At 52.8% G+C, this 12,855-nt stretch carries 10 protein-coding genes and 1 pseudogene; 7 read left to right on the top strand and 4 right to left on the bottom strand.

Features of this window, described 5'->3' with window-relative positions; all coding sequences use genetic code 11:
- Nucleotides 1–51: 51 nt before the first annotated feature.
- The 3 genes from prc to IPZ49_RS19035 form a co-directional block, all read right to left on the bottom strand.
- Entirely contained in the window at nucleotides 52–2,100 is a 2,049-nt protein-coding gene (gene prc, locus IPZ49_RS19045; RefSeq protein ID WP_015570296.1) for a carboxy terminal-processing peptidase, read from the bottom strand.
- Between the two features lie 19 nt (nucleotides 2,101–2,119).
- Nucleotides 2,120–2,806, bottom strand: coding sequence for an RNA chaperone ProQ (gene proQ, locus IPZ49_RS19040; protein WP_003859895.1), 687 nt, complete (start codon nucleotides 2,804–2,806; stop codon nucleotides 2,120–2,122).
- A 96-nt stretch (nucleotides 2,807–2,902) separates the two neighbouring features.
- A complete protein-coding gene (locus tag IPZ49_RS19035; protein WP_006811006.1) occupies nucleotides 2,903–3,400 on the bottom strand; it encodes a GAF domain-containing protein in 498 nt (165 codons plus the stop codon).
- Nucleotides 3,401–3,532: 132 nt separating this feature from the next.
- Between IPZ49_RS19035 and yebS the strand changes: the two genes are divergently transcribed.
- The 4 genes from yebS to IPZ49_RS19015 all read left to right on the top strand — a co-directional run bounded on the left by yebS (nucleotide 3,533) and on the right by IPZ49_RS19015 (nucleotide 9,284).
- Nucleotides 3,533–4,816, top strand: a complete 1,284-nt coding sequence (yebS, locus tag IPZ49_RS19030; RefSeq protein WP_020480541.1) for a membrane integrity lipid transport subunit YebS — start codon at nucleotides 3,533–3,535, stop codon at nucleotides 4,814–4,816.
- On the top strand, nucleotides 4,785–7,418 hold the full coding sequence (locus IPZ49_RS19025) for a PqiB family protein (RefSeq protein WP_033486808.1): 2,634 nt from the start codon (nucleotides 4,785–4,787) through the stop codon (nucleotides 7,416–7,418). The genes yebS and IPZ49_RS19025 overlap by 32 nt, the downstream gene beginning before the upstream one ends.
- Nucleotides 7,419–7,474: 56 nt before the next feature.
- Entirely contained in the window at nucleotides 7,475–8,938 is a 1,464-nt protein-coding gene (gene rsmF, locus IPZ49_RS19020) for a 16S rRNA (cytosine(1407)-C(5))-methyltransferase RsmF (protein ID WP_017693253.1), read from the top strand.
- A 106-nt stretch (nucleotides 8,939–9,044) separates the two neighbouring features.
- Nucleotides 9,045–9,284, top strand: a complete 240-nt coding sequence (locus IPZ49_RS19015; RefSeq protein WP_003859885.1) for a YebV family protein — start codon at nucleotides 9,045–9,047, stop codon at nucleotides 9,282–9,284.
- Nucleotides 9,285–9,318: 34 nt separating this feature from the next.
- On the opposite strand, the gene pphA is transcribed toward IPZ49_RS19015, so the two are convergent.
- Nucleotides 9,319–9,963, bottom strand: coding sequence for a protein-serine/threonine phosphatase (gene pphA, locus IPZ49_RS19010; protein WP_033486807.1), 645 nt, complete (start codon nucleotides 9,961–9,963; stop codon nucleotides 9,319–9,321).
- Between the two features lie 167 nt (nucleotides 9,964–10,130).
- Between pphA and IPZ49_RS19005 the strand changes: the two genes are divergently transcribed.
- From IPZ49_RS19005 to IPZ49_RS18995, 3 genes and pseudogenes are all read left to right on the top strand, one after another.
- On the top strand, nucleotides 10,131–11,111 hold the full coding sequence (locus IPZ49_RS19005) for a VirK/YbjX family protein (RefSeq protein ID WP_033486806.1): 981 nt from the start codon (nucleotides 10,131–10,133) through the stop codon (nucleotides 11,109–11,111).
- A 472-nt stretch (nucleotides 11,112–11,583) separates the two neighbouring features.
- A pseudogene (locus IPZ49_RS19000) lies at nucleotides 11,584–11,859 on the top strand (SOS response-associated peptidase family protein); the annotation flags it as partial.
- Between the two features lie 592 nt (nucleotides 11,860–12,451).
- A partial coding sequence (locus IPZ49_RS18995) for a hypothetical protein (RefSeq protein ID WP_193762863.1) occupies nucleotides 12,452–12,855 on the top strand: 404 nt, incomplete at its 3' end.

Raw genomic sequence — 12,855 nt, 5'->3', positions numbered from 1 at the left:
AGGAGGAGGTACATAAAGAAACAGGCACAATTTCTTGTGCCTGTTGGGGGATTATTTTGTCGGAGCAGGTTGCAGAGCGGGTTTCTCTTTTTCCAGCTTCGCGAGATCAAGCGCGATATGCACCGTCTCGTCCAGATACGGATCGGGCTCCTGGTAATCCTTAGGCAGATCGTCCAGTTTTTTGAGCAGAGGCTTGCCTTCACGTTTGAAGCGATCGTTGATACGCGCCAGACGTGTCGCGTCATCTTCATTGTTCTCTTTCTCACGCTGGGCGTAGTTCAGAGACACAATGTTCCGTTTCGCTTTCAAAGCGTTGAAACGCGCGATGTCCTTCATGATGTACTGGAATTCCGGATCCTTCCCGATGCGATCGTTGTGATTTTTCAGCAGTTCCGGTCCGAACTGTTTCATATCACCCGATTTCACGAATGTCGCGGCATCAATGCTATCCCACGGCAGCGCGTTATCTTCAAACTTCTCGCCCGTTTCCGTCTCTTCGGTACCTGTCGGCATCATGATATCCGGCGTCACGCCTTTGCGCTGCGTACTGCCGCCGTTGACGCGGTAAAACTTCTGAATAGTGTACTGTACTGAGCCCAGCGCAGGCCACTCAGGGCGCAGCATCTGGTCGTAAATACGGTTCAGAGAGCGGTACTGCTGAACGGTGCCCTTGCCAAACGTCGGTTCGCCGACGATTAATGCCCGGCCGTAATCCTGCATGGCAGCAGCGAAGATTTCCGATGCAGAGGCGCTGAAGCGATCGACAAGCACCACCAGCGGACCCTTATAGTAGACCACACCATCGGTATCGGCATCTTCACGCACTTTACCGTTGTTATCGCGCACCTGTACCACCGGGCCAGACGGGATAAACAGCCCGGAAAGCGAGACGGCCTCGGTCAATGCCCCGCCGCCGTTGCTGCGCAGGTCAATGATCACGCTGCTGACATTCTGCTTTTCAAGCTTCTGGAGCTGCACTTTCACATCATCGGTCAGGCCGACGTAGAAACCTGGGATATCCAGAACGCCAACCTTCTCTTTACCCACGGTTTTCACCGACATTTTCACCGCGCGATCTTCCAGACGGATACGCTCACGGGTGAGAGTAACGATACGGGTTTTAGTCCCCTTACCGGCTGGCAGGATCTCCAGGCGGACTTTGCTGCCCTTCGGCCCTTTGATCAGCGCAACAACATCATCAAGACGCCAGCCAATCACGTCCACCATGCTCTTTCCGGTTTGACCCACACCGACAATACGGTCGCCTACGCTGATCGCTTTGCTTTTCGACGCAGGGCCACCGGCCACCATGGAGTTGATTACGGTGTAGTCATCGTCCATCTGAAGCACAGCACCGATACCTTCCAGAGACAGGCTCATTTCGGTATTGAACTGTTCGGTGTTACGTGGAGAGAGATAATTAGTGTGCGGATCAATTTCATGCGCAAACGCGGTCATCGCCAGCGAGAAAACATCTTCACTGTTGGTCTGCGCCAGACGACGAATAGCGAATTTGTATCGACGATTTAACGTCTCACGGATCTCTTTCTCGTCTTTGCCTGTAAGCTTGAGGCTCAGTTCGTCATATTTGACTTTTCCGTCCCACAGCGCATTCAGTTCAGCCTCGTCTTTCGGCCATGGCGCTTTGCTTCGGTCCAGATTAAAGGTGTCGTTGCCGGTGAAGTCCATCGGACGTTCCAGCACTTTCAGCGCGTATTGATAACGCTCAAAACGGCGCTTTTGCGATAAGTTGTACAGATCGTAGAACAGATCGAGCTTTCCGGAGCGCAGCTCATCACCCACTTCGGATTTGCGTTTAGCGAACTGTTCGACATCGCTGGCCAGCAGTACGTTATGGCTGTAATCCAGCAAGTTCAGATAACGGTCAAAGATTTTGGCCGAAAAGGCCTGATCGAGATCGAACTGACGATAGTGCGAACGAGTAAAGCGCGACGTCACGCGCTCACTCACCGTCGCGTGCTGAGTCTCTTCCTTGAGAACCGGAATTTGATCAACACGCGTAATATCGTCCACAGCGAAAGCATGGCCTGTTATAGCAAACAGGCCAGCCAGCGCGGTGAGCTTAAAAAAAGTGTTCATGCCAGGCTCGGCCTCCGTTTCAGAACAACAAGTGTTCTGCGCGTACAATCATTGACATACCAGAAGTCAGCTGTACACGAACGCCATCTTTGGTGATTTCCAGTACGGTGGCGTCCATCGCGTTGTTACCCGCTTTCACCTTCAGTGACTGACCTACGCTCAGTGCGTTGATGTCAGAAACTGGGGTGTGGCGCGGCTCTTCGCGCGGCGCACGTGGGGCTTTAGCTGCTGGTTTGTCAGCACGCGGTTTGCGATCGTTATTTTCAGTACGACGCGGTGCCGGGCGCGGTTTACGCTCGCGACGAGGGGCGTCTTCCTGACCGTTTGCCGCTGCGGCTTCGCGTTTTTTCGCCTGCTGTTCCGCACGCTGTGCCTGCACGCGAGCTTTGGCTTCTTCAAGCTGCTTACGCGCATGTTCTACGTGCTGCTCGTCCAGCTCACCGCACGGGTTGCCGTCAAGGTCGACACGGGTCGCACCCGGCTTGATACCGTACAGGTAACGCCAGCTCGAGGTATAAAGGCGCAAGGCAGAACGAAGCTGCGTTTTGCTGAGGTTCATCTCCCCCTCAACGCGCGCGACCAGATCCTGAAAGATACCGACTTTCAGAGGACGCGCTTCACCTTCAGCGCTGAAGCACTGCGGGAAACGCTCGGCCAGAAATGCGATAACTTCTTTACTGCTATTCAACTTAGGTTGATTTTCCATGAAATTTCCTGATTACAACGGACGTTGCCAACAAGCGCAGGCATGAACAGGCGACATTATAATGACGCTATCAGTAAATGCTACGTTATCCGTTGATTATCCTGCGACGCTCGCAAAGAATTTATGATAATCGGTCTCTGCCAGAACATTTTCCAGGTTTGCGGCCAGCGCGCGCAGCCCCTGCTCATCCTCGGCAGTAAAGCGGCTGAAGACCGTGCTGTCGATATCCAGAACGCCAATAATCTGATTTTTAACCACCAGCGGCAGTACGATTTCAGAATTGCTGCTGGCATCGCAGGCAATGTGGCCGTCAAACGCATGAACATCTTCGACACGCTGAACCTGACGAGTCGCCACTGCGGTACCGCACACGCCACGACCTACCGGGATGCGTACGCAGGCGAGTTTCCCCTGGAAGGGCCCGAGCACCAGCGTGTCGCCTTCCAGCAGATAAAAGCCCGCCCAGTTCACGTCAGAAAGGCGTTCGAACAGTAACGCACTGGTATTTGCCAGAGTGGCTAAGAAACTGGTTTCCCCTGCCATTAATGCCTTAAAATCGCGATTCAGATCCGCGTAGAATTCTGTTTTGTTCATTATTCAATCACTTAGTTATCTTACATAGTTACCGCATAGCCTATTAAAATAAGCATTAAATGCGCTCATGCTCAAGATGAATCCGTTCATGAGTTATTATAACTTTCAACAATACTAATCTGTGTGCGACTGATGGCCCTAAAAACACCCCAAATTACGCCGACACGAAAGATCGTTGTCCGTACGGTAAGCCAGGCTCTGCCCCGTGCACATTATCAGCGTTGTCCCCAGTGCGATACGCTTTTTATGTTGCCGAAGATGAAATCGCACCAAAGTGCTTTTTGTCCTTGCTGCGATGCCAAAATTCGCGATGGCCGGGACTGGTCATTGACGCGCCTGGCAGCAATGGCGGTCACCATGCTGCTGCTGATGCCCTTCGCCTGGACCGAGCCGCTGTTAAAGCTCTACCTGCTTGGCGTGCGTATTGACGCTAACGTGTTGCAGGGGATCTGGCAGATGACGCGCCAGGGCGATCCGCTTACGGCCGCCATGGTGCTGTTCTGCGTCGTCGGCGCGCCGTTGGTGCTGGTCGCGGCAATTGCCTACCTGTGGTTTGGCAACATTCTGGGGATGAACCTGCGCCCTGTCCTGCTCATGCTGGAAAAGCTCAAGGAGTGGGTGATGCTGGACATCTATCTGGTAGGCATTGGCGTGGCCTCCATCAAGGTGCAGGATTATGCGTTTTTACAACCCGGCATCGGCCTTTTCGCGTTTATTTCACTGGTCCTGCTGAGTATTTTGACCCTGATTCATCTCAATGTTGAACAGCTTTGGGAGCGATTTTACCCGCAGCGCCCCGCGACCCGGCCTGATGAAAACCTGCGCGTCTGCCTGGGCTGCCATTACACCGGTTTTCCGGATAAACGCGGGAGGTGCCCACGCTGCCACATTCCGTTAAGATTGCGACGCAACAACAGCCTGCAAAAGTGCTGGGCGGCGCTAATCGCCTCCCTGGTATTTTTGTTCCCGGCCAACATGCTGCCGATCTCCGTAATTTATGTGAACGGCGCCCGTCAGGAAGATACTATCCTTTCGGGGATTATCTCTCTGGCGCACAGTAACGTGGGGGTCGCCGCCATTGTTTTCATCGCCAGTATTCTGGTGCCCTTTACCAAAGTGGTGGTGATGTTTACGCTGCTTATCAGCATTCACTTTAAATGCGAACAAGGACTACGCACCCGCATCCTGCTTCTGCGATTTGTGACCTGGATTGGTCGCTGGTCGATGTTGGATCTGTTCGTGATTTCGCTGATGATGTCGCTCATCAATCGCGATCAGTTACTTGCTTTTACCATGGGACCCGCAGCTTTTTATTTCGGCTCTGCGGTGATATTGACTATTCTTGCAGTGGAATGGCTGGACAGCCGCTTACTTTGGGACGCACATGAGTCAGGAAACGCCCGCTTCGCCGACTGAAGCGAGAATTAAAACAAAACGCCGCATTTCGCCATTCTGGTTGCTGCCTGTTATCGCGCTGATGATCGCAGGCTGGCTTATCTGGACGAGCTATGAAGATCGCGGAAGTACCATCACGATTGATTTCCAGTCTGCGGACGGCATTGTCGCCGGACGTACCCCCGTTCGCTTCCAGGGGGTGGAAGTGGGTACCGTGCAGGATATCTCCCTTGACAAAGGGCTGAACAAAATCCAGGTCCGGGCGAGCATTAAGTCTGACATGCAGGATGCCCTGCGTGCCGAAACGCAGTTCTGGCTGGTCACGCCTAAAGCCTCCCTGGCCGGCGTTTCCGGGCTGGATGCGCTTGTGGGCGGTAACTATATCGGCATGATGCCCGGCAAAGGTGAGCCACAGGATCACTTTGTTGCGCTGGATACCCAGCCGAAATATCGGCTGAATAACGGCGATTTGATGATCCATCTCCGCGCGCCGGATTTGGGCTCGCTGAACAGTGGTTCTCTGGTCTATTTCCGCAAAATTCCGGTAGGCCGCGTTTACGACTACGCCATTAACCCGAACAAAGATGGCGTGACTATTGATGTACTCATCGAGCGCCGTTTTACCAACCTGGTGAAAAAAGGCAGCCGCTTCTGGAACGTCTCAGGCGTCGATGCCGACCTGAGCTTAAGCGGTGCGAAAGTGAAGCTTGAGAGCCTGGCGGCGCTGGTGAATGGCGCTATCGCCTTTGACTCACCAGCTAACTCCAGCCCTGCCGCCGCAGAAGATACCTTTGGCCTGTACGCCGACCTGGCGCACAGCCAGCGCGGTGTCATCGTCAAGCTGACCCTGCCGGATGCCAAAGGCCTGAAAGCCGGTTCGACCCCGCTGATGTACCAGGGTTTAGAGGTCGGGCAACTGACAAAATTAACCCTCAATGCGGGCGGTTCCGTTACCGGCGAAATGACGGTGGATCCGAGCGTGGTGGATCTCCTGCGGGAAAAAACGCGCATTGAACTGCGTAATCCGAAGCTCTCCCTCAGCGACGCCAGCATCAGTTCTCTGCTGACGGGAAGCACCTTTGAGCTGATCCCCGGCGAAGGTGCGCCGAACAAAAACTTTGTTATCGCGCCGGCAGATAAAGCCCTGCTGCAAAAACCGGGCGTGTTGACGGTTACGCTGAATGCACCGGAAAGCTACGGTATTGAAGCCGGGCAACCGCTGATCCTGCACGGTGTGCAGGTGGGCCAGGTCCTCGAACGTAAGCTGTCGGAAAAAGGGGTCTCCTTCTCCGCCGCCATCGATCCGCAGTACGGCAACCTGGTCCACGGCGACAGTAAATTTGTGGTTAACAGTCGGGTCGACGTGAAGGTGGGTCTGGACGGGGTTGAGTTCCTCGGCGCCAGCGCCAGTGAGTGGGTTAACGGCGGGATCCGCATTCTGCCGGGCAGCAAAGGTGCGCTGCGCGAAAGCTATCCGCTGTTCGCCAATCTGGACAAAGCCATTGAAAACAGCCTCGGCGACCTGCCAACCACCACGCTGACCTTAAGCGCTGAAACGCTGCCGGATGTCCAGGCAGGCTCCGTCGTGCTTTACCGTAAGTTTGAGGTGGGGGAAGTGATCACCGTTCGTCCTCGTGCGGACGCGTTTGATATCGAACTGCATATCAAGCCGGAGTACCGCAAGCTGCTCACGCCAAACAGCGTGTTCTGGGCTGAGGGTGGCGCGAAAGTGCAGCTCAACGGCAGCGGGCTGACCGTACAGGCATCGCCTCTCTCCCGTGCCCTGCGCGGTGCGATCAGCTTCGATAACCTGAGCGGCGCCGGCGGCAACATGCGTAAAGGTGACAAGCGGATCCTCTTCCCGTCCGAAACCGCGGCGCGCGCGGTCGGGGGGCAAATTACCCTGCACACCTTTGATGCCGGTAAACTGGCAGAAGGCATGCCCATCCGCTATCTCGGCATTGATATCGGGCAGGTCCAGAAGCTGACGCTGATCACCGCACGCAATGAAGTGCAGGCGACCGCCGTGCTTTATCCGGAATATGTGCAGACGTTCGCCCGGGCAGGCTCGCGCTTCTCGGTAGTTACGCCGCAAATTTCTGCCGCAGGGGTTGAGCATCTCGATACCATACTTCAGCCGTACATTAACGTTGAACCGGGTCGCGGCAACGCACGTCGTGAATTTGAGTTGCAGGAGGCCACCATCACCGACTCCCGTTATCTGGACGGTCTGAGCATTGTGGTTGAAGTGCCGGAAGCCGGTTCGCTGGGCATCGGTACGCCGGTCCTGTTCCGCGGCATTGAAGTAGGGACAGTAACAAGCCTGACGCTGGGTAATCTGTCCGATCGCGTGATGGTCGGCCTGCGCATCAGCCAGCGTTATCAGCATCTGGTGCGCAACAACTCGGTGTTCTGGCTCGCTTCAGGCTACTCGCTGGACTTCGGCCTGACCGGTGGCGTGGTCAAAACGGGGACCTTTAATCAGTTCATTCGCGGCGGCATTGCCTTCGCGACGCCGCCTGGCACGCCTCTGGCGCCTAAGGCGCAGGCAGGTAAACACTTCCTGCTGCTGGAAAGTGAACCGAAAGAGTGGCGCGAATGGGGAACGGCGCTGCCGCGTTAATCTCGCAGGCTCCGGTGTCAACGCGCCGGAGCCTTTATGTTACACTGCGCACCTGAATGTTTCCCTGTGGTGTGCCCGTGGCTCAAAACTCCGTATTTCTTCCCGAACAATTCCTCGCACAGATGCGCGAGGCGCTTCCAGCTCATCTCTCTTTCGACGATTTCGTTGCCGCCTGCCAGCGCCCTTTGCGCCGGAGTATTCGCGTCAATACGCTGAAAATCAGCGTCGGGGCGTTTCTGGATCTCGTCTCCCCCTACGGCTGGCAATTAACGCCAGTGCCGTGGTGTGAAGAGGGTTTCTGGATCGAACGGGATGACGAGGAGAGCCTGCCGCTCGGCAGCACCGCCGAGCACCTGAGCGGGCTGTTTTATATTCAGGAAGCCAGCTCCATGCTGCCGGTTGCTGCGCTGTTTGCCGACGGGAACCAGCCTGAGCGGGTTATGGATGTCGCGGCGGCGCCGGGCTCTAAAACCACGCAGATTGCCGCCCGGATGAACAACCGCGGCGCGATCCTCGCCAACGAATTTTCCGCCAGCCGGGTTAAAGTCCTGCATGCCAATATCAGCCGCTGCGGGATCCACAACGTCGCGTTAACGCACTTCGATGGTCGCGTGTTTGGCGCTGCCCTGCCGGAAGCCTTTGATGCCATCCTGCTCGACGCGCCCTGCTCCGGCGAAGGCGTGGTGCGTAAAGATCCTGATGCGTTAAAAAACTGGTCCGTTGAAAGCAACCTGGAGATCGCCGCCACACAGCGCGAACTGATCGACAGCGCGTTTCATGCCCTGCGCCCAGGCGGGACGCTGGTTTACTCTACCTGCACGCTGAATCGCGATGAAAACGAGGACGTCTGCCTGTGGCTCAAGCAACGCTATGCGGATGCCGTCGAGTTTCTGCCGCTGGACACCCTCTTCGACTCGGCCAGTCATGCGGCCACCCCTGAAGGCTTCCTGCATGTCTTCCCGCAGATTTACGATTGCGAAGGCTTCTTTGTTGCCCGTCTGCGTAAAACCCGCGCCGTCGATCCCTTGCCTGCCCCTAAGTTTAAGGTCGGCAACTTCCCGTTCACGCCGGTCAAAGGCCGTGAGGCGGCACAGGCGCAAGCGGCTGCGAGCAAAGTCGGCCTGCACTGGGATGAGAGCCTGCGCCTCTGGATGCGTGACAAAGAGCTGTGGCTGTTCCCGGTCAACATCGAACCGCTGATTGGTAAGGTGCGTTTCTCCCGCCTCGGTATTCGCCTGGCGGAGATCCACAACAAAGGCTATCGCTGGCAGCACGAAGCGGTCATTGCGCTGGCCGGCAGTGAGAACACCTTTGCCCTGACGCATCAGGAAGCGGAAGAGTGGTATCGCGGTCGTGACGTTTACCCGGAAGACGGCCCGTCACAGGATGAAGTCATCGTGACGTATCAGGGCTATCCGCTGGGGCTGGCGAAAAAAGTCGGCTCGCGGCTGAAAAACAGCTATCCGCGCGAACTGGTACGCGATGGCCGCCTGTTTACCGGTAACAACCGCAGCGCCTGAAAAAAAGCGCATTTTTTTACTGGCGATTTCGCTCTCCTTGTCTAGGATCAAAAATGGGTGACTGCACTGGTCATACCAGATTTTGGGCAACAAACCGGAGAGCATTATGACGAAAACCAGCGTACGCATTGGCGCTTTTGAAATCGACGACGCTGAATTGCGCGGCGAATCACAAGGCGAACGAACGTTAAGTATTCCCTGCAAATCCGATCCGGATTTGTGCATGCAGCTGGACGCCTGGGATGCAGATACCAGCGTCCCGGCAATCCTAGATGGGGAACATTCCGTTCTGTACCGTGAGCATTACGACAGTAAAACCGATGCCTGGGTCTTGCGTCTTGCCTGACCCAAAGAGAACCCGCCCGAAGGCGGGTTATTTATTACTGAAGCTGCGCCAGCGTCAGAAAGCCCCCGAATACTGCCCCCGTATCAATGTAGTGCAGATTGTTAAAATCGTAGCGTTTGTCCACAGGCGTATGTCCAAACCAGAAGTGATCCGCGCCGCTAATGCCCTGCCCTTTGCCCACCATAAAGCCCATTAACCGGTCGCGATCCCACAGCACGCGCTGGACATCCACCGGCTTATGCCAGCCATATTCAGCGGAGGGATAATCCGCATGAGCAATCACGTTCAGACCGTTTTTGCAGGTTATTTCAATAATGTGCGGTAAGTCCCGACACGCATCGAGTAAACCCTTCGCCTGTTTTTGTTGAGCGTCCTTAAGCCCGGTAAACCAGTTACCGCCATTTATCGACCAGAGACTAAAATCATTATTTTCAAGCGCATCTAACGCCATTTGCTCGTGATTACCGCGTACCGCATAAAACCAGTTTTCCTGCATCAGCTGTAAACATTTTACGCTGTCAGGCCCGCGATCGATAATATCCCCCACCGAGATCAGCAGATCCGTATCAGGATTAAAATGCCGTCGTTTCAGCTCATCCATAAGCCACTGATAGCAACCATGAATATCGCTGACAACCCAGACATGACGCCAGTGTTCTCCCTCTATTTTCTGATACATAACGCCTCCTGTAAGAAGTATAGCTGCCACAGAAAATGTCATGAGCTGGCGTTGGATTTTGCCAATCCAAACAAACCATAAACCAGCCGGAAATAAAGATCGCTGCGCTATTAATCCCTTATTCCCTGGCCTTTAAAATAGAGCGGAATAAAAAGAGGGATTTTCACGTGTCAAACATACACCTGCAAAACGATGTTTTTTATCCGCATCGCACAAATATTATTTCTGAACTGGTGAGAGGAAAACGCGTTCCCGGCCCAATCTGGCACAAACGTGATTACCGGTTAAAGTTTCTTCTACGCTCGCTTTTATTCTGGTCCTCCACCCATCGCATGCTGGAGGCCCTGTCCGGGCGCGATGATTTCGACAGGCTGCTCACCTCTCAAATTACCTTGCCGAGCAAAACTCACCGCCAGTATCTGATGCGCGGCCTGAACTCAAACGATCGGGCCGATGCTATCATCAGCCACTATCAGTGGATTGATAGTCTGAAAAACATCGCCCTCGCCCACGCGCTGACCAGCCCGCAAGAGGCGCCAGTTGTCCGGTTCGAGGCAAAAAACGGCGAAATCTATACCGTCCACGCCTCGTCCGCAGGTAAGGCCGAACGCGAAGGCGAAAGCACGCTTTGGCTGCACGACAATGACAATACGCTGCTTGCCAGCCTGACGTTCTGTGTCGCACGCAGTAACGGCCGTACGGTGCTGGTGATCGGCGGCCTTCAGGGTCCACGTCGTCATGTTTCACGGGAGGTGATTAAGCAGGCTACCCGTGCCTGCCATGGGCTTTTCCCGAAACGCGTGCTGATGGAGGTGATCTTCCAGCTTGCCTCACGCTCGAACATTAGCGCGATTTTTGCCGTCAGCGATGAAGGCCATGTTTTCCGCGCGCTGCGCTACCGTCTGAGCAAAGGCCGTCATTTTCACGCCAGCTACGACGAGTTCTGGGAAGGCCTGAACGGAAAGAAACTCTCCCCCTTCTGCTGGCAGTTGCCGCTCCAGATGGAGCGTAAAGCACTGGAGGAGATTGCCAGCAAAAAACGCGCCGAATACCGTCGCCGCTTTGCGTTACTTGATGATATTGCGGCTTCCGTACATGCGCGCATTGATCCCGCAGTCGTCTCAGGCAAAATACAAACAAAAATTTAACAAAACAGCCAAAAAGGACTGGACTTACGCCTGCCGGGTTGTGGTATGTTTGAAGCAGGCGCACAGGAAGTGAACCTTCTGCTGAGACGAAAACCGGATTTTATCGTTTATTTTCAAGCAGATAAAAAGAGACCGAATACGATTCCTGTTTCCGCTTCAACCAGTCCTTTTTGAATTTATTCAAACACTTACATATCAAAAACCCTTTTTTAACGGGTTTCAATGCTTACCAATACATCCATTCAAGATCAAACCGTTGCCATCTTTTTCGAGTGGGCGACGAGTGAACTTCGGGATCGCTTCGATCCGAAATCTCCAACTTTGCGTAGCTCCTTCCAGTTTCGTAACACGCTGCTTTACGCCTTCCCATACCATCAGAATAATCACCACCGATCCGATTGTAAGACTTAACTAGCGCGCGCTACTTTTTCTCCCTGCCCTATACTTTCAGTCTGATTGACTGGAGGTTTCTATGTGTGGACGCTTTGCACAAGCCCAAACCCGTGAGGAATACCTGGCCTACCTTGCCGATGAAGCCGATCGCGACATTGCATATGACCCGGAACCTATTGGCCGATTCAACGTCGCACCTGGTACCAAGGTCCTGCTACTGAGCGAACGCGATGAGCAGTTACATCTCGATCCGGTGCCGTGGTCATACGCGCCTGGGTGGTGGGATAAACCGTCGTTGATTAACGCGCGCGTAAGAATCGTGGCCACAAGCAGAGTGTTCAAACCTCATGGGCAATAAGAATAGCCCTACTACATCGAGCGGACTTTATTCACGGCATCTATCGTCAATCAGCCATTCTAAGGGTACAATTCATATTCAGTATTTTCTGAATGTGACATCAATAAAATGTTTGTGTAAATATTAACCACTTCGAGATAAAAAACACCTCGTAACAAAAGAACAATGAAATTGATTCACAATGTTATCTTCAGACATTTTCACTTGAAATTGATAGTTCGCGATAGAGACTCCATTTATCACTACTTTCGCTTTCCTTAAATGAAGTTCACATGATCACCCTCATATCTATCGACCAACATTTATTCAATAGGCTTTATAATCACAGGTGTATTCAGCTCTAAACTGTATAATGTAAGCTACTGTACCAACAAAAATTTAGTAAGTTTTTTTAGTTATTTAACTTGCCCATGCAATGAATAGTAGCTTCAAATGAAAATATCACAAAACATCTAATTAAAATAGCATCGAATATCCTTACACTAACTGAGGTATAAATTCCTTTAAATAAATAACAGCATTACTCATTAATTGACAAACCAAAAACCCCAATTAAACTTACATACTAAATTTAATTAATGGTTGTCAAATGCTCACATATATTGAAAAGACTCTTATAAAAAAAGAAATTCTTAAAGGTCACTCAACATTTAAATTTAGAGTTAAAAGATTCAGCCTTGCAAATGAATTGGCTTATAATTCCAACCCGTCTTTTTATAACTATTCCACAAAGCAAAAAAGACTAGATGCAATAACATTACTTTGCCGTGGTTTCTTTATAGGAAAAGATGAAACCTTATCCATCACCAAAAAAACATGCAATGATAATTTTGGCATCAGTGAGAACAGCATCACCTCAATAATCAACACATTAAGCGTAAAAAAAAGCATCACTATTTCAAGAAAATATCATGATAGGAGAGAATTGTTAATTGAACCCACTAATAAAGGGATAACAGAAATGTTTTTGTTCTTTATGAGAGTGTCGTATCC

Origin of the sequence: Enterobacter cloacae complex sp. S2, assembly GCF_015159675.1 — a bacterium.
Lineage (GTDB): Bacteria > Pseudomonadota > Gammaproteobacteria > Enterobacterales > Enterobacteriaceae > Enterobacter > Enterobacter intestinihominis.
The sequence above is the reverse complement of the archived record's forward strand: the minus strand, read 5'-3'. Positions and strand labels throughout refer to the sequence as shown.

Bases quoted from the DNA above. Each gene is read 5' to 3' on its own strand.
- prc (WP_015570296.1), bottom strand. From the start codon at position 2,100: ATGAACACTTTTTTTAAGCTCACCGCGCTGGCTGGCCTGTTTGCTATA.
- proQ (WP_003859895.1), bottom strand. From the start codon at position 2,806: ATGGAAAATCAACCTAAGTTGAATAGCAGTAAAGAAGTTATCGCATTT.
- IPZ49_RS19035 (WP_006811006.1), bottom strand. From the start codon at position 3,400: ATGAACAAAACAGAATTCTACGCGGATCTGAATCGCGATTTTAAGGCA.
- yebS (WP_020480541.1), top strand. From the start codon at position 3,533: ATGGCCCTAAAAACACCCCAAATTACGCCGACACGAAAGATCGTTGTC.
- IPZ49_RS19025 (WP_033486808.1), top strand. From the start codon at position 4,785: ATGAGTCAGGAAACGCCCGCTTCGCCGACTGAAGCGAGAATTAAAACA.
- rsmF (WP_017693253.1), top strand. From the start codon at position 7,475: ATGTTTCCCTGTGGTGTGCCCGTGGCTCAAAACTCCGTATTTCTTCCC.
- IPZ49_RS19015 (WP_003859885.1), top strand. From the start codon at position 9,045: ATGACGAAAACCAGCGTACGCATTGGCGCTTTTGAAATCGACGACGCT.
- pphA (WP_033486807.1), bottom strand. From the start codon at position 9,963: ATGTATCAGAAAATAGAGGGAGAACACTGGCGTCATGTCTGGGTTGTC.